General features: G+C 74.5%; 17 protein-coding genes. 7 read left to right on the top strand and 10 right to left on the bottom strand.

Annotation, left to right across the window (positions count from 1 at the left end; translation table 11 throughout):
- Positions 1-30: 30 nt before the first annotated feature.
- The 4 genes from DT076_RS11855 to pyrR all read right to left on the bottom strand — a co-directional run bounded on the left by DT076_RS11855 (position 31) and on the right by pyrR (position 3430).
- Complete coding sequence (locus DT076_RS11855; RefSeq protein WP_114126903.1) at positions 31-486, bottom strand: globin; 456 nt, start codon at positions 484-486, stop codon at positions 31-33.
- Positions 487-657: 171 nt separating this feature from the next.
- The gene (locus DT076_RS11850; RefSeq protein WP_114126902.1) at positions 658-1935 is read right to left on the bottom strand and encodes a dihydroorotase; all 1278 of its coding nucleotides are present in this window, start codon (positions 1933-1935) and stop codon (positions 658-660) included.
- Positions 1932-2876 carry an aspartate carbamoyltransferase catalytic subunit gene (locus DT076_RS11845; protein WP_114126901.1) on the bottom strand — a complete coding sequence of 315 codons (945 nt, stop codon included), beginning with the start codon at positions 2874-2876 and terminating at the stop codon, positions 1932-1934. The genes DT076_RS11850 and DT076_RS11845 overlap by 4 nt, the downstream gene beginning before the upstream one ends.
- The gene (pyrR, locus tag DT076_RS11840) at positions 2873-3430 is read right to left on the bottom strand and encodes a bifunctional pyr operon transcriptional regulator/uracil phosphoribosyltransferase PyrR (protein WP_267896825.1); all 558 of its coding nucleotides are present in this window, start codon (positions 3428-3430) and stop codon (positions 2873-2875) included. The genes DT076_RS11845 and pyrR overlap by 4 nt, the downstream gene beginning before the upstream one ends.
- 204 nt (positions 3431-3634) lie before the next feature.
- Here pyrR and DT076_RS11835 point away from each other — a divergent pair, with 204 nt between their 5' ends.
- The gene (locus DT076_RS11835; protein ID WP_147264136.1) at positions 3635-3919 is read left to right on the top strand and encodes a hypothetical protein; all 285 of its coding nucleotides are present in this window, start codon (positions 3635-3637) and stop codon (positions 3917-3919) included.
- Between the two features lie 211 nt (positions 3920-4130).
- Here DT076_RS11835 and DT076_RS11830 read toward each other — a convergent pair whose 3' ends face one another.
- Entirely contained in the window at positions 4131-4979 is an 849-nt protein-coding gene (locus DT076_RS11830) for a Nif3-like dinuclear metal center hexameric protein (RefSeq protein WP_233493899.1), read from the bottom strand.
- Positions 4980-4983: 4 nt separating this feature from the next.
- Positions 4984-7581 carry an aminopeptidase N gene (gene pepN, locus DT076_RS11825; RefSeq protein WP_407642729.1) on the bottom strand — a complete coding sequence of 866 codons (2598 nt, stop codon included), beginning with the start codon at positions 7579-7581 and terminating at the stop codon, positions 4984-4986.
- Positions 7582-7812: 231 nt separating this feature from the next.
- On the opposite strand from pepN, the gene DT076_RS11820 reads away from it, so the two are divergent.
- On the top strand, positions 7813-8427 hold the full coding sequence (locus DT076_RS11820; protein WP_114126899.1) for a DsbA family protein: 615 nt from the start codon (positions 7813-7815) through the stop codon (positions 8425-8427).
- 82 nt (positions 8428-8509) lie between these two features.
- On the opposite strand, the gene DT076_RS11815 is transcribed toward DT076_RS11820, so the two are convergent.
- From DT076_RS11815 to DT076_RS11800, 4 genes are all read right to left on the bottom strand, one after another.
- On the bottom strand, positions 8510-8728 hold the full coding sequence (locus DT076_RS11815; protein ID WP_114126898.1) for a hypothetical protein: 219 nt from the start codon (positions 8726-8728) through the stop codon (positions 8510-8512).
- An 86-nt stretch (positions 8729-8814) separates the two neighbouring features.
- Positions 8815-11364 (bottom strand): alkaline phosphatase D family protein, encoded by a 2550-nt coding sequence (locus DT076_RS11810; RefSeq protein WP_147264135.1) that lies wholly within the window; start codon positions 11362-11364, stop codon positions 8815-8817.
- A gap of 148 nt (positions 11365-11512) precedes the next feature.
- A complete protein-coding gene (locus tag DT076_RS11805) occupies positions 11513-12448 on the bottom strand; it encodes a type IV toxin-antitoxin system AbiEi family antitoxin domain-containing protein (RefSeq protein ID WP_158548113.1) in 936 nt (311 codons plus the stop codon).
- A gap of 124 nt (positions 12449-12572) precedes the next feature.
- Entirely contained in the window at positions 12573-13355 is a 783-nt protein-coding gene (locus tag DT076_RS11800) for a hypothetical protein (RefSeq protein WP_114126895.1), read from the bottom strand.
- Positions 13356-13422: 67 nt separating this feature from the next.
- Here DT076_RS11800 and DT076_RS11795 point away from each other — a divergent pair, with 67 nt between their 5' ends.
- From DT076_RS11795 to DT076_RS11775, 5 genes are all read left to right on the top strand, one after another.
- The gene (locus DT076_RS11795) at positions 13423-13887 is read left to right on the top strand and encodes a ribose-5-phosphate isomerase (protein WP_114126894.1); all 465 of its coding nucleotides are present in this window, start codon (positions 13423-13425) and stop codon (positions 13885-13887) included.
- A complete protein-coding gene (locus DT076_RS11790; RefSeq protein ID WP_114126893.1) occupies positions 13884-15266 on the top strand; it encodes a hypothetical protein in 1383 nt (460 codons plus the stop codon). The genes DT076_RS11795 and DT076_RS11790 overlap by 4 nt, the downstream gene beginning before the upstream one ends.
- 46 nt (positions 15267-15312) lie before the next feature.
- Complete coding sequence (locus DT076_RS11785; RefSeq protein ID WP_114126892.1) at positions 15313-16146, top strand: alpha/beta fold hydrolase; 834 nt, start codon at positions 15313-15315, stop codon at positions 16144-16146.
- Positions 16147-16212: 66 nt separating this feature from the next.
- The gene (locus tag DT076_RS11780) at positions 16213-17271 is read left to right on the top strand and encodes an NAD(P)-dependent alcohol dehydrogenase (RefSeq protein WP_114126891.1); all 1059 of its coding nucleotides are present in this window, start codon (positions 16213-16215) and stop codon (positions 17269-17271) included.
- Between the two features lie 47 nt (positions 17272-17318).
- A complete protein-coding gene (locus tag DT076_RS11775; RefSeq protein ID WP_114126890.1) occupies positions 17319-18704 on the top strand; it encodes a DNA polymerase IV in 1386 nt (461 codons plus the stop codon).
- Positions 18705-18818: the final 114 nt, after the last annotated feature.

Raw genomic sequence — 18818 nt, 5'->3', positions numbered from 1 at the left:
CGCCCCCCGCGTCACCGCCGCCGGGGTGCCTCAGGTGAGCGGGACGTCCGGCCCCGGCCGCTCGACGGCGCTCAACGGCAGCACCTGCGCGGGCGTCGGCGGGCGCGGGTCCTCGGTGTTGACCATGAACGAGGCCGCCCGCTGCAGGTACTCCCACAGCGGCTGCTCCAGCTCCGGGGAGAGCTGCAGCGAGTCCAGCGCCACCCGCATGTGCGCCACCCAGTGGTCGCGCATCGTCGGGGTCACCTTGAACGGGCCGTGCCGCATCCGCAGCCGCGGGTGCCCGCGCTGCTCGTGGTAGGTGGTCGGGCCGCCCCAGTACTGCTCGAGGAACATCCGCAGCCGCTCCTCGGCCGGGCCCAGGTCCTCCTCGGGGTACATCGCCCGCATCTCGGGGTCCTGCGCGACCTGCTCGTAGAACACGCGGGTGAGCTGGGCGAACGTCTCGTGGCCGCCGACGGCGTCGTAGTAGCTGGTCTCAGTCATCGGCGTCCATTCTGCCTGCCGGTTCCAGCGGCGCCGCCGGGACCGGTGACCAGCACGCGGACATCACCTGGCTGCCTCGGTACGTCCCCGGCCAGGACGAACCCCGTCACCGCGGCGACACCGCGACCGACGACCACGACAGCCCCTACCTGCCCGAGAGCGAGCGCCGGGTCAGCGGGTGAAGGTGGGGCGGCCCTGCCAGAAGGTGGCGACCACCGGGTCGGGCAGCTCCAGGCCGTGGTAGGGGTTGTTGCGCGACAGCGACAGCGTGTCGGCGGCGTCCACCCGGGTGCGCCGGGAGGGGTCGACCAGCACCAGGTTCGCCGGCTCGCCGACGGCCAGCGGACGTCCCTGGTCGGTCAGCCCGGCGATCCGGGCCGGGGAGGTCGACATCCGCACCGCGACGTCCTCCCAGGCCATCAGCCCCGTCTCGACCATGGTCGCGGCCACCACGCCGAGCGCGGTCTCCAGCCCCACCATGCCGAAGGCGGCGTCGGCGAAGGCGTGCTCCTTGTCGTGGCGGGCGTGCGGGGCGTGGTCGGTGCCGACGGCGTCGATGGTGCCGTCGGCCAGCGCCTGGCGCAGCGCCGTGACGTGCTCGTCGGGACGCAGCGGCGGGTTGACCTTGAACGTCGGGTCGTAGCCGGTGACCGCGTCGGTGGTGAGCAGCAGGTGGTGGGGGGTGACCTCGGCGGTCACCGCGATGCCCAGCCCCTTGGCCCAGCGCAGCACCTCCACCGTCTCGGCGGTGGAGACGTGGCAGACGTGCAGCCGGGAGCCGGTGAGCCGGGCGAGCTGGACGTCGCGGGCGACGATGGTCGACTCCGCCACCGCGGGCCAGCCGCCCAGCCCGAGACGTCCGGAGATCTCGCCCTCGTGGCAGCAGGCGTCCGGGCCGGCCAGCCGCGGGTCCTGGGCGTGCTGGGCGATGACCCCGTCGAAGGCCCGCACGTACTCCAGCGCCCGGCGCATCAACCGGGAGTCGTGCACGCAGTGGCCGTCGTCGGAGAACACCCGGACGCCGGCGGCCGAGCGGGCCATCAGCCCCAGCTCGGCCAGCTCCTCCCCGGCCAGGCCCTTGGTGACCGCCCCGACCGGGGCGACCTGGGCGCAGCCGTCGCGGCGTCCCAGGGCGGCGACGTGCTCGGCCGCCTCGGCGGTGTCGGTGACCGGGGAGGTGTTGGCCATCGCCAGCACGGCGGTGTAGCCGCCGCGGGCCGCGGCCAGGGTGCCGGTGCGGACCGTCTCGGCGTCCTCGCGGCCCGGTTCGCGCAGGTGGGTGTGCAGGTCGACCAGACCGGGCAGGGCGAGCAGGCCGTCGGCGTCGACCCGGCGGACGTCGGCGGGTGCCGAGGCGGGGTCGGCGAACCGGCCGCCCTCCAGCAGCAGGTCGCGGGGCTGGCCGTCGGGCAGCCGGGCCCCGGTGATGAGCACGGGCGGGTGGGTCACCGCGTTCCTCCTTCGTCGTCGCCGCCGAGCAGGTGGTACAGGACGCTCATCCGCACCGCCACCCCGGAGGCGACCTGGTCGAGCACGAGCGAGGCCGCGCTGTCGGCGGCGTCGGCGGAGATCTCCAGGCCGCGGTTCATCGGGCCGGGGTGGCAGATCGCCGCCCCGGGTTTGAGCCGGGCGAGCCGGTCGCGGGTCAGCCCGTAGCCGACGGTGTACTCCCGCGGGGTGGGGAAGTAGCCGCCCGACATGCGCTCGCGCTGCACCCGCAGCATCATCACCACGTCGGCGCTGCCGAGCACCTCGTCCAGGTCGGTGCTGACCTCCGCCGGCCAGCTGTGCACCCCTGAGGGCAGCAGCGTCGGCGGGGCGACGAGCACCACCCGCGCGCCGAGGGTCCGCAGCAGCAGCACGTTGCTGCGCACCACCCGGGAGTGGGTGAGGTCGCCGACCACGGCCACGGTCTTGTCCCGCCAGTCGACGTCGGGGTCGCTCGCCCGGAAGTGGCGGCGCATCGAGAACGCGTCGAGCAGGGCCTGGGTGGGGTGCTCGTGGGTGCCGTCGCCGGCGTTGAGGACGTGCGCGTCGACCCACTGCGCCGCCTGCTGCGGGGCGCCGGAGGCCATGTGCCGGATCACCAGCGCGTCCACCCCCATCGCGGCGACGGTGAGCACGGTGTCGCGCAGGGACTCACCCTTCGACACCGAGGAGCCCTTGGCCGAGACGTTGATGACGTCGGCCGACAGCCACTTGCCGGCCAGCTCGAAGGAGGAGCGGGTGCGGGTGGAGTCCTCGAAGAAGAGGTTGACCACGGTCCGTCCGCGCAGCGCCGGGAGCTTCTTCACCGGGCGGCTCTGGACCTGCGACATCTCCTCGGCGAGGTCGAGGATGCCGGTGATCTCGTCCAGGGAGAGGTCGGCGGCCGACAGCAGGTGCTTCACCGCGCCCCCTCCGTCCCGACGCCCTGCTCCGCGGGGGCGTCCCGCAGGATCGAGACGGCGTCGACGTGGTCGGTCTCGGCCAGCCGCACCTGGACCCGCTCGTGGCTGGCGGTGGGCAGGTTCTTGCCGACGTGGTCGGCCCGGACCGGCACCTGGCGGTGGCCGCGGTCGACCAGCACCGCGAGCCGGATCGCCGCCGGACGGCCGAGGTCGTGCAGGGCGTCCAGGGCGGCGACCACGGTGCGCCCGGAGTAGAGCACGTCGTCGACGAGCACCACCACGGCGCCGTCGACGTCCCCGGGCAGCACGGTGCGCCCGACCGGGCGGGTGGGCTGGCTGCGCAGGTCGTCGCGGTACATCGTCACGTCCAGCTGCCCGGTCGGCACCGGGTGGCCCTCGACCTCGCCCATCAGCCGGGCCAGCCGGGCGGCCAGCGGGACGCCGCGGGTCGGGATGCCCAGCACCATCAGGTCGCGGGCGCCGTGGTTGGCCTCGAGCACCTGGTGGGCGATCCGGGCCAGCGATCGGTTGATCTCCTCCGCGTTCATCACCACCCGGCCGGCGGGCGCGGCGGCGCCACCGGGTCGTGCCGTGGGAGGTCGGGGAGGACGCTGGGACGGGTCCGGGCCGGTGCCTGGCTCGGAGGGTCGTGGCACGAGGTCCCCTTCGGTGCTGGTTCGGACCAGGCCCCCGGGTGCGTGTCGGGTGTCGGGCGTCTGGTGGCGCGCCGGTTCCCGGCAGGCACTACGGTAGGGCCTGTGAGCGGACTGACCAGCATGCTAGTGCCCCTGCGCACCCTCCCGGGGTGGCCCTCGGTGGAGGAGCCGACGGTGCTGATGGCCCTGTTCGTCATGGTCGGGCTGCCGCTGGTGGCCCTGCTCATCATCTTCGTGCTCGGGATGGTGCCGCGGCTGATCGCCCGCGGCCGCGGCGAGACCGCTCCCGAGATCGACCACCCGCTGAGCATCTGGGGTGTCGAGACCCCCGAGGAGTACCACCAGCTGTCCGCCGGCGTCGACGACCGCCGCGCGATCGAGCGCTGACGGTCCGATCCTCTGGCCCACCCCAACGCCCTGAGCTGTCGAGGCCGGGCTCTGTCGCGCTTCGACGAGCTCAGCGCGCTGCAGGGGCCGGGGTGCGTGAGGTGTCGGTTTCCCCGCGGCTGAGGACGGTGCGGGGTCGTGGCCCGGGCAGCCGCTGTATCCCAGCGCCCTGAGCCTGTCGAAGGGCGGGTCCTGTCGCGCTTCGACAAGCTCAGCGCGTTGTGTGCGGGTTGGCGGTGGGGGAGGCGGCGTGCCGCGTCCACGGGTCGGTGCGGACTCCGGAGACGGTGACGTCGAGGTCGGGGAGGCCGTCGCGGAGCACCCGCTGCACCACCGGCAGCCAGGTCGCCTCGGCGGCGGCGTGCGGGACGTCGAGGAGCAGCGGGGCGTCGTCGCGCTGCAGCAGCTCGCTGACGGGGTGGTGGCGCAGGTCGGAGGTGAGGTAGGCGTCCACCCCGGCGGCCAGGGCGCCGTCGAGGTAGGAGTCACCGGCCCCGCCGACCACTGCGGCCGTGCGCACCAGCCGGTCGGGGTCACCGGCCAGCCGGACCCCCGCCGCCGTCGCCGGCAGCGCCGCGGCCACCCGCTCCAGCCAGCCCCCGGCGGTCAGCGGCTCGGCCAGCCGTCCGACCCGGCCGGCGCCGACCGCGGGGTCGTGCGCCGACGGCACCAGCGGACGCGTGTCCACCAGCCCGACCGTCTCGGCCAGCGACGCCGACACCCCGTCGACGGCGATGTCGGCGTTGGTGTGCGCGGTGTAGACCGACACCCCGGCCCGGACCGCCTCGATCACCAGCCGGCCCTTGGGCTCGGCGGCGTCCACGGCGGTGATCCCGCGCAGCAGCAGGGGGTGGTGGGCCACCACCAGCTGTGCGTCGAGCCCGACCGCCTCGGCGAGCACCTGCGGGGTGACGTCGACCGTCAGCAGCACCGACGTCACCGACTGGGCGCGGTCGCCGACGGCCAGCCCGACCCGGTCCCACCCCTCGGCGGTCGTGGGCGGGTAGCGGTGCTCGAGGACGTCGAGCACCGCCCCGACGGTCAGCGGCGACCCCGCCACCGGCTCAGCCCTGACGCTGCTGGCAGCGCAGCGCGCGGCGGGCGTCGTCGAGCCGCTCGGCCAGCACCCGGCGCACCGGCTCGGTGAGCTCGCGCTCGCCGATCCACCGCTCGATCCGCTCCACCAGCGCCTGGTCGGCCAGCGGCACGGGGAAGAGGTGCTCGAGCACGTTGTTCTTCAGCGACAACCCCTTGGTGGCCCACACCCCACGCGCGGCGGAGATGTCCTCCACGGCCTGCAGGTAGCGGTCGACGAACGGGGCGCCGACCTCCTCCTGGCCGAACTGCCAGAACGCCACGCACACCTGGTACTGGGTCTCGTTCGGCACGTCGGGGTCGTCCACCGCGAGCGCCCAGGCGGCCTGCTTGGCCTCGGCCGTCGGACGCGCCGCGCGGGCGCCGGCGGCCCGCTCGGCCCCGGCGATGGTCTGGTCCCGCTGCTGCTCGGCGGCGACGGCGGCCTCGTCCACCTGGCCGAGCCGGGCCAGCTGGGTGATCAGCAGCCAGCGCAGGTCGGTGTCGACCTCCAGCCCCTCGGGCACCTCCTCCCCGGCCAGCCAGCCCTGCAGCACCCGCACCCCGGCGTCGGTGCGGATCGAGCGGGCCAGCGCCTGGGCCAGCGCGAGCTGGTGGTCCGAGCCGGGGACGGCCGCGGCCAGCAGCGAGGCCAGCCCGGACGTCCAGCGTCGGGCCAGGGTCTCGCGCTGGTCGCGCGGGGTGTACTGGTGGACCGCGAGCTGGGCCTGGCCCAGCGTCCGCTGGACGGCGGCCAGGTCGGACTCGGTGGCGATCCCGCGCAGCACCAGCTCCAGGTAGTCGGCGGCGCCCATCTCGGCGTCGCGGCACATGTCCCAGGCCGCGCCCCAGCACAGCGCCCGGGCCAGCGGGCTCTCCAGGTGGTGGATGTGCTCGGTCAGCGTCTGCAGCGACCGCTCGTCCAGCCGGACCTTGGCGTAGGTGAGGTCGTCGTCGTTGAGCAGCACGAGGTCGGGCCGCTGCTGGCCCACCAGGTCGGCCACCTCGGTGCGCTCGCCGTCGACGTCCACCTCGACCCGGTGCGTGCGGCGCAGCACCTCACCGTCGAGGGTGTAGAGCCCGATCGCGAGCCGGTGCGCCCGCAGCGTCGGGTGCTGCTCGGTGGCGCCCTGCAGCACCGCGAACCGGGTGAAGCGGCCGTCGGCGTCGGTGTCGAAGTCAGCGCGCAGGGTGTTCACCCCGGCCTGCTCCAGCCACTGGCCCGACCAGCCCGACAGGTCACGGCCCGACGCCTCGGTGAGGCAGGTGAGCAGGTCGCTGAGGCGGGTGGAGCCGAAGGCGTGGCGCTGGAAGTAGGTGCGCACCCCCTCCAGGAAGTGGTCGCGGCCGACGAAGGCCACCAGCTGGCGCAGCGCCGAGGCGCCCTTGGCGTAGGTGATGCCGTCGAAGTTCAGCTCCACCGCCTCGAGGTCGACCATGTCGGCCGCGATCGGGTGGGTCGAGGGCAGCTGGTCCTGGCGGTAGGCCCAGATCTTGCGGCTGTTGGCGAAGGTGGCCCACGGCTCGTGCGGGTCGCCGGTCTCGGCCTGGGCGAAGTGGGAGGCCCACTCGGCGAAGGACTCGTTGAGCCACAGGTCGTCCCACCAGCTCATCGTCACCAGGTCGCCGAACCACATGTGCGCCAGCTCGTGCAGGATCGTGTTGTCGCGGCCGTCGTACTGGGCCTTGGTCACCCGCGAGCGGAACAGGTACTCATCACGCAGGGTGACGCAGCCCGCGTTCTCCATCGCACCCATGTTGTACTCGGGCACGAAGGCCTGGTCGTAGGTGCCGAAGGGGTACGGCGTCCCGAAGTGCTGCTCGAAGACGTCGAACCCGGCCTTCGTGGTGGCGAGGATCCGCTCGGCGTCGAGGTCGGCCACCTTGGACTGGCGGCACAGCAGCGACAGCGGCACGTCGCCGTGGACGCCGGTGTAGGTGTCGGTGACCCGGTGGTAGCTGCCGGCCACCAGCGCGGTGATGTAGGTCGAGATCCGCAGGGTCGGGGTGAAGTCCCAGCGCTGCAGCCCCTCGGCCACGTCGGTCGGCTCGACCGACGGCGCGTTGGAGGCGACGGTCCAGCCGGCGGGGCCGATCACCGACAGCTCGAAGGTGGCCTTGAGGTCGGGCTGCTCGAAGCAGGCGTAGACGCGGCGCGCCTCCGACACCTCGAACTGGGTGTAGAGGTAGACGAGCCCGTCGGCCGGGTCGACGAAGCGGTGCAGGCCGAGCCCGGAGCGGCTGTAGCGGTGCATGGCCACCACGACCAGCTCGTGGTCGCCCTCGGTGAGCTCCAGCGGCAGCCGGGAGTCGGCGAAGGTGGCGACGTCCAGGGCGGCGCCGTCGAGGGTCGCGGAGTAGAGGTGGTCGGCGATGAGGTCGATGTGGGTCCGGCCCGCCCGGGAGCTGAAGCGGACGGTCGACGTCGTCACGAAGTTGTGCTCCGGGGCCGACAGCGCCGTGCCGTCGGGCGCGTTGCCGGAGAGGTCGACGAGCACCTGGTAGGAGTCGGTGCTCACCAGCTCCGACCGCTGGCGGGCCTCGTCGCGCGTCAGGTTGTCAGGGAACACGGCACCACCTGTCATCAGCACAGCAGGGCACGGCCCGGGCACGGCGGGCAGGCGCGACCGGGCGAGCCCGTCCTGCGCTGCACCCGGCCCTGCGGGGACGCACCACTGGCCGGGGCGGGCACCCCGGGCCCGCGAGACGTTACACGAAGTGGGCCGCCCGGAGCCCGCCGCTGCGGCACGACGGACCGCCACCGGCCGCCGGTCGACCCGTCCGCAGGTGCTTGGGGTCCCCGTCCTAGGGTTCGGGACATGGCTGAGACCGAGATGAAGCAGGTCGACTTCTGGTTCGACCCCGCGTGCCCGTGGGCCTGGATGACCTCGCGCTGGATGCTGGAGGTCGAGAAGGTGCGCAACGTGCGCACCACCTTCCACGTGATGAGCCTAGGAGTGCTCAACGAGGACAAGGACATCCCCGAGGACTACCGGGAGGGGATGAAGCGGACCTGGGCCAACGTGCGGGTCTGCATCGGCGTCGAGGAGCGCTACGGCTCGGAGAAGCTGCGCGACTACTACACCGCCGTCGGCACCCTGATCCACCCCGGTGGCCAGCAGAACGACCGGGCCACCATCGAGCAGGCGCTGGAGCAGGTCGGCCTGCCCCGCGAGCTCGCCGACCTCGGCGAGACCGACGAGAACGACGACAAGCTGCGCGCCTCCCACCACGAGGGGATGGACCCGGTCGGCTCGGAGGTCGGCACCCCGGTGGTGCGGATCAACGGCAAGTCGCTGTTCGGTCCGGTGATCTCCCCGGCCCCCAAGGGCGAGGAGGCCGGCCAGCTGTTCGACGGGTTCGAGAAGGTCACCGCCTACCCCGGCTTCTTCGAGCTCAAGCGCACGCGCGACGTCGGCCCGATCTTCGACTGACCCACGTCAGGACCGCACCGACCCCCGAACCGCCACGAGGACGGTCCCGCGTCGCGGGGCCGTCCTCGTGCCGGTCGGCACCTCAGTCGTCCTGCTCCTCCAGCCGCAGACCCACGCCGATCGCGAAGAAGGTCGGGGCCCAGTGGCCGATGAAGATGCCCCACCGGTCGGCCTGTGGCTTGTCGTCACTGGAGGCCTTGCGGCTGCTCAGCCACGCGATCAGCGACAGCACGATGCTGCCGAGACCGGCTAGGTAGGCGTACTCGCTGCGGACGCCCATCTTGTGCAGGGACTTCAACATGGTGTGCTCCTTCGTCTGGACTGCTGTGCCGTGGCGGTACCCGGTAGCGGGACCCGCACACGCGCCCGCGCCGGTGCCGTCGCCGATCAGGCGGAGCCGAGCACCTCCCACGGGTCCTCGTCCAGGACCGCCCGGGCCGTCAGCCGGCGCACCAGCTCGACCGTGGCGCCCGGCTCCAGACGCACCTCGCGCCGCGACATGATCCAGTTGCCGTTGCCGTAGCAGTCGAAGCCGTCCTCGGCGTAGAGCAGCCCGTACACCTGCCCGTCGGTCCCGGTCATCCCCATCCACGGCGCGCTCGGGGCGTAGGCCGCCGGTGAGCCGTAGGGCGTGGCGATGGTGCCGTGACCGGGCACGCCGCTGCGCTGTCCGGCGCCGTCGTGGTCCATCGCGTCGCCCACCCACAGCGTCACCGCGGACGAGCCCTGGTTGGCGAACGTGCTGCGCACCTCGACGTCGCGGGAGCCGGCCGCGAGCCGGTACCGGGTGCTCACCCGGACCTGCTCCTGCCCGACCACCGTGCCGACCGCCTCGACCTCGGCCACCTCGCCCCGCGCGGTGACCACCCGCACCTCGGAGGAGCGGACGGTGCGCGACTGCCAGGCCTCGGTGCCGGTGGGCTGGGTCGGCGAGGCGTAGGGCAGGTTGATCCAGTCCAGCTGGTCGAGCGAGCCGCGGGCGGCCAGGTCGACCGGCTTCCCCGCGGTGACCGGAGCCAGCTGGCCGTCGGAGAAGGCGACGGCGATCGCCACCGCGAGCTCGCTGTTCTGCAGCACCAGGTCGGCCGCGCCGGCCTCCCGGCGCGGACCCGGGACCCGTCCGACCCCGGCGCGGGCGTCGGCGAGGGCGGGCAGGGCGAGCCCGACCTCGGTGCGATCGCCATCCACCTCGGCCGTCGTGGAGCGCGACTCGTACCCGACGGCGTGGCCGGTGACGGTGTAGGCGCCGGAGGGGAGGAACACCCGCCAGCGGCCGTGCGCGTCGGTGGTCGCGGCGCTGACGCCCCGCCCGTCCTGCTCGACCACCACCTCGGCGTTGCCCAGCGGGTCGCCGGCGGTGTCGGTGAGGGTGCCGTTCAGCCCGTCACCGGAGCCGACCTGCACCGCACCCGGCGTCCCGTCGGTGACGTCGAAGACGCCCAGGGTGTAGGCCGGACTGGCGGCGTCACGGGCGTCCAGCACGATCCGGTAGGTGGAGCGCCAGCGTCCGGGCGTCACCTCGCACATCACGTACCCGCGGTAGCTGCCCTCGTAGAAGCGCACGTGCGGGTTGGCCGGCAGCCCCAGCTGGACGTCGGCGTCCCAGCCGGCGCCGGAGGAGATCGAGGTGCCGACGAACTCGGTGGCCAGCACCGGCGAGGACGGGTCGTCGAAGTCGGCCAGCAGGTCGTTCACCCAGGCGGTGTGCCAGTCGCCGCTGATCACCACCGGGTTGCGCACCGCGTGCTGGGCCAGGTGGCCGAGGATCCTCGAGCGGGCGGCGGGGTAGCCGTCCCACTGGTCGAGGTTGACCACCTTCTGCGGTCCGAGGTCGTAGTCGAACTGGGCCATGATCGTCTGCTGGGCGATGACGTTCCAGGTGGCGGGGGAGCTGCTGAGGTTGTCCAGCAGCCACCGCTCCTGCTCGGGCCCGGTCATCGTCGCGGCCGGGTCGGACACCTCCGCGCACGGCACCCGTCGGCCGTCCCCGCAGGGCTGGTCGGTGCGGTACTGGCGGGTGTCGAGGACGCTGAAGCGGGCGAGCCGGCCGAAGTCGAAGCGGCGGTAGAGCAGCAGGTCCGGGCCATCGGGCTCCGAGGTCGCCCGCAGCGGCAGGTGCTCGAAGTAGGCCTGGTAGGCGTTGGCCCGCCGGTCCAGGAAGGGACGCCCGTCGCCGGCGGCACCGGGCACCTCGTCGGCGTAGTTGTTCTGCACCTCGTGGTCGTCCCAGGTGGTGACGAAGGGGAACCGGGCGTGCGCCTCGCGCAGGTCGGGTGAGGTCTTGTAGAGCGCGTGCAGCCGGCGGAACTCCGCCAGCGTGCCGAGCTGGGTCTCGTAGATGTAGTCGCCGAGGTGCACGACCAGGTCGAGGTCCTGCTCGGCGAGGTCGCGCCAGGCCGGGTAGGGCCCGCCCACCCAGGACTGGCAGGAGGCGAAGGCGAACCGCAGCCGCGGCACCCGCTCGCCGGGCCGGGGCAGGGTGCGGGTGCGACCGATCCGGCTGCTCACCGGCGTCCCGTCGAGGGTGACGGTGAACCGGTACCAGTACCAGCTGTCGGGACGCAGCCCGTCGACGGTGACGTGCACGGTGTGGGCGCTGGCGGCGTCGGTGCGGACGACGCCGGTGCGCCGGCCGCTGCGCAGCGCCTCGTCGCGGGCGATCTCCCAGTGGACGTCCACGGCCCGGTCGGGCATGCCGCCGTCCTCGGCGAAGGGGTCGGGGACGACCCGCGTCCACAGCACCACCGAGTCGGCGGCGGGGTCGCCGGAGGCCACGCCGAGGGTGAACGGGGCGGGGTCGAGGTCCGCGGTGGCCGCGGCCGCCTCGGTGGCGGCGAGCAGCTCGCGGGCGGTGAGGCCGGCGACGGCCACGCCAGCGGAGAGGGTGAGGAAGCGACGACGGTCGATCGCGGGCGAGGACATGCGCAGTCCGGGCACGGCAGCCACCTGGGGGTCTCGGGGGAGTGGACCGACCCATTCCCCCAGACCCCGGTGCCCTCCAGGAGAACCGCGGACGACGGTCGGGTGACGAGCCGTCAGCGGGGAGGGATGTGCACCGAACTCGGTGCAGGACCCTCCTCGCTGGTCAGGGCACGCGGCGGCACCGGTCGCACCGGGTGGGCAGGCCGGGCCAGCCGCGGGCGATGAGCAGCTCGGCGACCTGCTGAGCCGTCCGGCACGGCGACCCGACGACGTGGGGCCAGCCGTAGCGCAGGGTGATCTCGTCGCTCAGCCGCGCCACGTTGTCCCGCCACATGTCGTCGAAGCGGATCCGGCCGTCGTGCCAGCGGCTGTCCAGCTCGACGACGACGCCCAGCCCGCGGTAGACGACGTCCCGCCGCATCCCGTGGGAACGGTGCTGCCGGACGCCGCGGGGAAGCCCGTGCGCCCGCTCCACCGCGTGCAGGTAGGCGCGCTCCAGCGGTGACTCCACCCCGTCGGTGACGTCGCCGAGCAGGCCGTCGAGGACACGCCGGTGGCGGAGTCGCTGCCGGTGCCGGGCCGCCCGGGCGAGGCGGCGGGCGGTGCTGCGCCGACACTGCACGGTGGTGATGACGAGCGCCGCCCAGTCGTCCTCGGCGAGGTCGGCGGCGGCGTCGAGGACGGCGTCCTCCACGGCCAGCCGCGGTGGCCCGCCGACGGTGGCACCGCTGTGGGTCACCGGGGTCTCGCGTCGGAAGCGCCAGGGGCCGCGGTCGCCCGGTCGCTGCTCGCGGGGCACCCACACGTCGATCTGCTCGGGTGGCTCCGCGACGAGACCGTGCAGGTGCAGGGCGGCGGTGCCGCCGATCCGGCTGCGGTCACCGCCGAGCAGCGTGCCGGCCCAGGCATGGCTCACCCAGGTCAGTGGCTCCACGCCGTAGATGCCGCGGCAGAGGTGCACCCAGCGCCGCTGCGCCACCAGCCGCTGCAGGGACCGGCGGGGCAGCCCCAGACCCATCACCTGCTCGATCGATGCGACCCCGCCCTGCAGCGCGACCAGGTCCGTGAGCCCGGGCGGGGGGTCGATGCGTGTCCTCATGCTCCCCACGTGCGCACGCCCCCGCCCGCCTGCCGCCGCTCGCCGGCTGCTTGTGGACAACGGGGAGGGATGTGCACCGAACTCGGTGCAGAACCCTCCCCACTCCGCTCCGGGTCGGTGCGCCTCAGGCGCCCACGGAGGCGGTGCAGAAGACGTCCCAGGCCGCCTCGTCGGTGAGGTCGCCGGAGCGGCCGAGCGGTTCGAGCACGGCATCGGCGGCGCGGCGGGTGGCGCGGTCCCAGTCACCGGTGATGTCGACCCCGAGGCCCCACACCTCGCGCAGCACCGCCTGCAGGTTGCGGTTCTGGATGTCGGAGCGTCCGGTGAACACCGCCAGGGCGCTCCCGGAGCGGCCGTTGTCGACGTGCACGTGGTTGCGGTGCGCCTGGTCGAACAGCGAGGTCAGCACGTCGGCGAAGTGCCGGGACAGCCCGGCCACCAGCTGCCAGTAGCGGCGTCGGGCCGCGGCCCGCTCGGCGGCGGGCAGGGCGTCCACCCGGTCCATCCGCCCCGGGGCCTGGACGTCGCCGTCGCGGCGCAGGCTGGTGACGTCGAAGGCGCGGCCGGCGTGGTGCCAGGAGTCGCAGCGCCCACCGCCGTCGATCCAGGTGCCGAAGGTCCACAGCTGGTCGGGGGCGGGCAGCCCGGAGTGCTCCACCCACCAATCCAGCCAGCCGCCCAGCTGGGCGGCGAAACCGGCGTCGAGGAGGAAGGGCTGGGCGCGTCCGTTCTCCTCGTAGACCAGCTCGGTGGCGCCGATGGCCGCGGTCCGGCGCAACGACGAGCGCGGCACGCAGGACGCCCGCGGGCGCGGCAGCGCCAACGGCGGGCCCGACCCGCACCCGCTCAGCAGCCCGGCCCCGGCGGCCGCCGCGGCGCCGGCCAGCAGCGTCCGCCGGGAGAGCACGGGACCCGATGCTACCCAGCGCCCCGCAGGGTGCCGGGTGTCCGCCGGTGCTGCCAGACTGACGCCCATGCGCGTGCACATCGCCACCGACCACGCGGCCTACGAGCTCAAGGAGCACCTGGTCGCCCGCCTCGTCGACGCCGGCCACGAGGTGGTCGACCACGGCGCCGAGAGCTTCGACGCCGATGACGACTACCCGACCTACGTCATCCCCTGCGCCGAGGCGGTGGTCGCCGATCCCGGCTCGCTGGGCATCGTGCTGGGCGGGTCGGGCAACGGGGAGCAGATGGCGGCGAACAAGGTCACCGGCGTCCGCGCCGCGCTGGCCTGGAGCACCGAGCTCGCCACCCTGGCCCGTCAGCACAACAACGCCAACGTGGTCTCGCTCGGCGGCCGGATGCACACCGAGGAGGAGGCCTGGCAGATCGTCAGCACCTTCCTCGGCACCCCCTTCAGCGGCGAGGAGCGCCACGCCCGGCGGATCGCGCAGGTGGACGCCTACGAGACCAGCGGCAAGCTGCCGACGGTGTGAGGCCGGCCCCTTCCCGCGCCCACTGGGGCGCCCTGGAGGTCACCGCCGACGACGGCGGGATCACGCTGGTGCGTGCCGGGGAGACGCTGCTGCGCTGCACCCTGCGACCCGACGGCGCACCCGCACGGGGCGTGGAGGTCGAGCCCGACGAGATCACCCTGACCGGTGCGGGCGCCGGTCTGCGGTGGACCGTGCGACACACCTTCACCGACGCCTGGCACACCCGGGTCGTGCTGGCGGCCGAGCGGGACCACCGGGTCGACCGGCTGCGCTGGCAGCTCGACGGGCCCGCCCCGCAGTGGCACTTCCCGGCCGGCGAGATCGGCTTCACCGCCGTCCTCGGGCTCGCCGACGACGTCCTCGTGACCCGGCCGGGCCCGGGGTCGCTGGGCGACGACGCCGACCTCGGACCGGTGGCGCTGCGGGCCGGTGAACGACGCGTGCTGCGGCTGCGCACCCGGTGGGAGTCGCTGGCCGAGCTGGTCGGGGCGCTGCCGGTCTGGTTGCCGCCGCTGGAGCTCGAGCTCGACGACGTCCTCGAGCTCGAGCACCCCGACGCCGCCCTGGTCGAGCACCCCGCCGAGCGCACCAGCCCCTGGTCGGAGCAGTGGCCGGTCACCCTGTCCGGGCCCGAGGGGGAGGTGTGGCTGCGGCCGTGCCGGGCCGACACCGTGGACGCCGCCGTCGGGCACCGGGCGGCCGCGTTGCTGGCCGGCGCCCCGCGACGTCAGGACGTCCCCCGGCTCGGGTCGGCCGCCGAGGCGCTGCTGGTGTCCCGCGGCGAGCCCGGTGCCGAGGCGGAGGAGGCGGTCGCCGCCGTCCTGGCCGGTGCGGGCTCGTCCCCGACGCCCTGGCACGTCCTGCTCGCGGTCGAGCACGCCCGCCGCACCGGTGAGCCGTCCTGGCTGGCGACGGCCGAGCAGTGGCTCGACGACCTCGCCCTGCAGCCGGGGGCGGCGGTGGCCGCGGTGTCGCTGCTGGTGGCGGTGGCCGGTGCGGGAGGTCAGCCGGTGGCGCCCGGGGCGGCGCTGGCCCGGTGGCTGCCGCAGGCCACGGGTCCGCTCGCGCTGGAGCTGGAGGCGCTCGGGGGCCGGCTGTCGGAGGCGTCCCGGCGCACCGCGCTCACCCTCGCCCAGCAGCTCGGGGCCGGGCTGCCCGGGCTGCCCCTGCCCACCGACGACCTGACCGCCGCGCACCGGCTCGCGCTGCTGGCCTGGCTGCCCGACGCCGAGACCCGCCGGCTGGAGCAGCACCTCGCCCCGACCAGCACCCTGCCCGAGCTGCGGCAGCGCGCCGAGCGCCGGCTCCTGGCCTCCCGCGGGGAGGAGCTGTCGACCGAGGCGCTCTGCCTGCTCAGCACCGCCGCGTCCCCGTCCTGAGGCGGCGCCGGCGGCGCCCGGCGGGTCGGGCTGCCATGCTGGTCGGATGATCAACACCGAGGTGAAGCAGCTGGCGGGGGCTGAGGTCCGCCTCCGCGAGCACCCGGGAGAGGGTCCGGTGGTGCTGTTCTGCGGTGGTGCCGGGGTGGTCGCGGAGTACTGGGACGGGGTCACCGCGCTGCTGGAGGACCTGCACTGGGTCACCCTCGACCGGCCCGGTCTCGGCGGCACCGCCTGGTCGCGGTGGGTGCCGACCCTGACCGGCGTGGTCGACCTGATGGCGGCGGCGGTCGAGGACCGGGGCGGGCCGGCGGTGGTGGTCGCCCAGTCGATGGCGGGCTACGCCGCGGAGGCTCTGGCCCGCCGCCACCCGCACCTGGTGGCCGGGGTGGTGCTGGTCGACACCACGGTCAGCTTCCCGCGCACCCCGCCGCGGGAGGCCGGGCTCACCGCGGCGCGGGCGGTGCACCGGCTGGCCCGGCTGCGGCCGGTCGGGCGGCTGGGCGGACGGGTGCACCGCGGCGGGGTCGCCCTGCTGTCCTCCGAGCGGGCGCGGGTGCGCCGGCGTCCGGAGCTGCTCGAGCGCTACACCGACGCCGACGCGCTCGCCGCCGCCGTGGCAGAGTACTCGGCCTACCGTGGTCAGGGCTGGGACCTGCTCGCACTGCGGTCGGCCCACCCCTACCCCCCGGTGCCAACGGTGCTGCTGTCCTCCAGCAGCACCGGCGGCCGGGACCGACTGGCCCGGCAGAACCGGCTGGCCCGGCTGCTGGGCGGGCGCCAGGTGGTCGTCGACGACGGCCGGCACATGCTGATGGTGGACCGACCCGAGCTGGTCGCCACCGCCGTGCGCAGCGTGCGGCCGGCCGCGGCCGGCTGAGCCCGGCACGACCCCCGCCGGGGTCGTGGCAGGCTGGGGCGTCGACCACGTCCCAGGAGGAGTCCCATGCCGCAGGCCGTCGCCTACGCCACCCCGTCCGCCCGCGCCCCGTTCGAGCGCACCACCATCGAGCGCCGCGAGCCCGGGCCGACCGAGGTGCTGGTCGACATCGCCTGGGCCGGCATCTGCCACTCCGACATCCACACCGCCCGCAACGAGTGGGGCGAGGCGCACTTCCCGCTGGTGCCCGGCCACGAGATCGCCGGCACCGTCGCCGCCGTCGGCAGCGAGGTGACGAAGTTCGCCGTCGGCGACCGGGTCGGGGTCGGGGTGTTCGTCGACTCCTGCCGGAAGTGCCCGGAGTGCCGCAGCGGCCGCGAGCAGTACTGCAGCGGCGGCGGCATGGTCGGCACCTACAACGCCGTCGGCCGTGACGGGCGGTGGAACGACGGCGGCTACTCCACCTCGATCACCGTCGAGCAGGACTACACGCTGCGCATCCCCGACGGGCTCGACCTGGCCGAGGCGGCGCCGCTGCTGTGCGCCGGGATCACGCTGTACTCCCCGCTGCGGCACTGGGGTGCCGGCCCCGGCAAGCGGGTCGCCATCGTCGGCATGGGCGGGCTCGGCCACATGGGCGTCAAGCTCGCCGCCGCGATGGGTGCGGAGGTGACGGTGCTCAGCCAGAGCCTGTCCAAGCAGGAGGACGGTCGCCGCTTCGGCGCGGCCGCCTACCACGCCACCAGCGACCCCGAGACCTTCCGCACGCTGCGCTCGTCCTTCGACCTCATCATCAGCACCGTCTCGGCCACCCTCGACCTCGACGCCTACCTGTCGCTGCTCGTCGTCGACGGCACCCTGGTCAACGTCGGGCTGCCGGAGGAGCCGCTGTCGCTGCGCGCGGGCTCGCTCAACGGCGGCCGCAAGCAGCTGGCCGGGTCGAACATCGGCGGCATCGCCGAGACCCAGGAGATGCTCGACTTCTGCGCCGAGCACGGGCTGGGCGCCACCGTGGAGCGGATCGGCGGGGAGGACATCACCGCCGCCTACGACCGGGTGGTGGCCAGCGACGTCCGCTACCGCTTCGTCATCGACACCTCGACCTTCGCGGCGGAGCAGGGCTGATCCGCACCGGTCGGCGTCGTCGGCCCCGACGCAGGAGGAGGTGAGGGGTGCCCGGACCCGACCCGACCCGTCCCGGCGTCCTGCACCTCGACCTGGACGCCTTCTTCGCCGCGGTGGAGCAGCGGGACAAGCCGTCGCTGCGCGGCCGTCCGGTGGTGGTCGGCGGGGTCGGCGGACGGGGGGTGGTGGCGACCGCGTCCTACGAGGCCCGGCGGTTCGGGATCGGCTCGGCGATGCCCACCGCGCAGGCCCGGCGGCTGTGCCCGGGAGCGGCCTACCTGGCCGGACGGTTCGAGGCCTACCGGCGGGTGTCGGCGGAGGTGATGGCGCTGGCCCGCGAGCTGTCCACGCTGGTCGAGCCGGTGTCGCTGGACGAGGCCTACGTCGACCTCGGTGCCCGCACCGACGGCCTGGTGCCCGACCCCGAGACGGTGACGCGGGTCGCCGAACGGTTCCGCGCCGACGTGCTGGCCCGGACGGGGTTGACCGTCTCGGTCGGTGCGGGAGCCAGCAAGCTGGTGGCCAAGATCGCCTCCGACCTGCGCAAGCCCGACGCCCTGGTGGTGGTGCCGCCGGCCGAGCAGGAGGCCCTGCTGGCCCCGCTGCCGGTGCGCCGGATCCCCGGGGTCGGGGCGGTCAGCGCCGAGCGGCTGGCCCGGCACGGGCTGCGTACCGTCGGTGATCTGACCCGGGCCGGGGAGACCGAGCTGGTGCGGCTGCTGGGCCGCGCGCACGGGTCGTCGCTGTGGGCGCTGGCGCGCGGGATCGACCCCCGCCCGGTGGTCAGCGAGCGGGAGGCCAAGTCGGTCTCGGCGGAGGAGACGTTCGGGGTCGACCTCACCGGACGCAGCGAGCTGGAGCACCGGGTCGGGCAGCTGGCCGGACGGGTCACCGCCCGGCTGCGGGCCCAGGGGCTGGCCGGGCGGACCGTCACCATCAAGGTGCGCCGCTTCGACTTCCAGACCCTCAACCGCTCCCGGACGCTGCAGCACGCGACCGCCTCCACCCGGGAGGTGACCCGGCAGGCCCGGGAGCTGCTGGCCGGGCTGGAGGTGGCCGACGGCGTCCGGCTGCTCGGGGTGGGGGTGTCCGGGCTGACCGAGTACGCCCAGGCCGACCTGCTCTCCGACACCGAGGAGGGGCCGGAGGACGCGGTGGCGGACGAGCCGGGCGAGGAGGCCGTGGACGAGCTGCGGATCGAGCCGACCGAGCCCGGCTGGCGGCCCGGTCAGGACGTCGCGCACGACGAGCACGGCCCGGGGTGGGTGCAGGGCAGCGGGGCCGGCCGGGTCACCGTCCGCTTCGAGGGCCCGCACACCCTCCCGGGGCGGATCCGCACCTTCGCCATCACCGACCCCGCCCTGCACCCGGCCGACCCACCCGTCTACCAGCCCGAACCCCCCACCACCCCCGACCCCCCGCCATCGTCCTGACCCCTCGCGGTTCGAGGTGATAGCGGACGCTCAGGGGCGGCGGATTCAAGGGGTGTGCGCAACAGTGAGTAGTTCGTTGAGTTTCTCAGCCGGGGTGGCGTAGTCCAAGACCTT

It is taken from the genome of Desertihabitans brevis, from assembly GCF_003327535.1.
GTDB lineage: Bacteria > Actinomycetota > Actinomycetes > Propionibacteriales > Propionibacteriaceae > Desertihabitans > Desertihabitans brevis.
The sequence above is the reverse complement of the archived record's forward strand: the minus strand, read 5'-3'. Positions and strand labels throughout refer to the sequence as shown.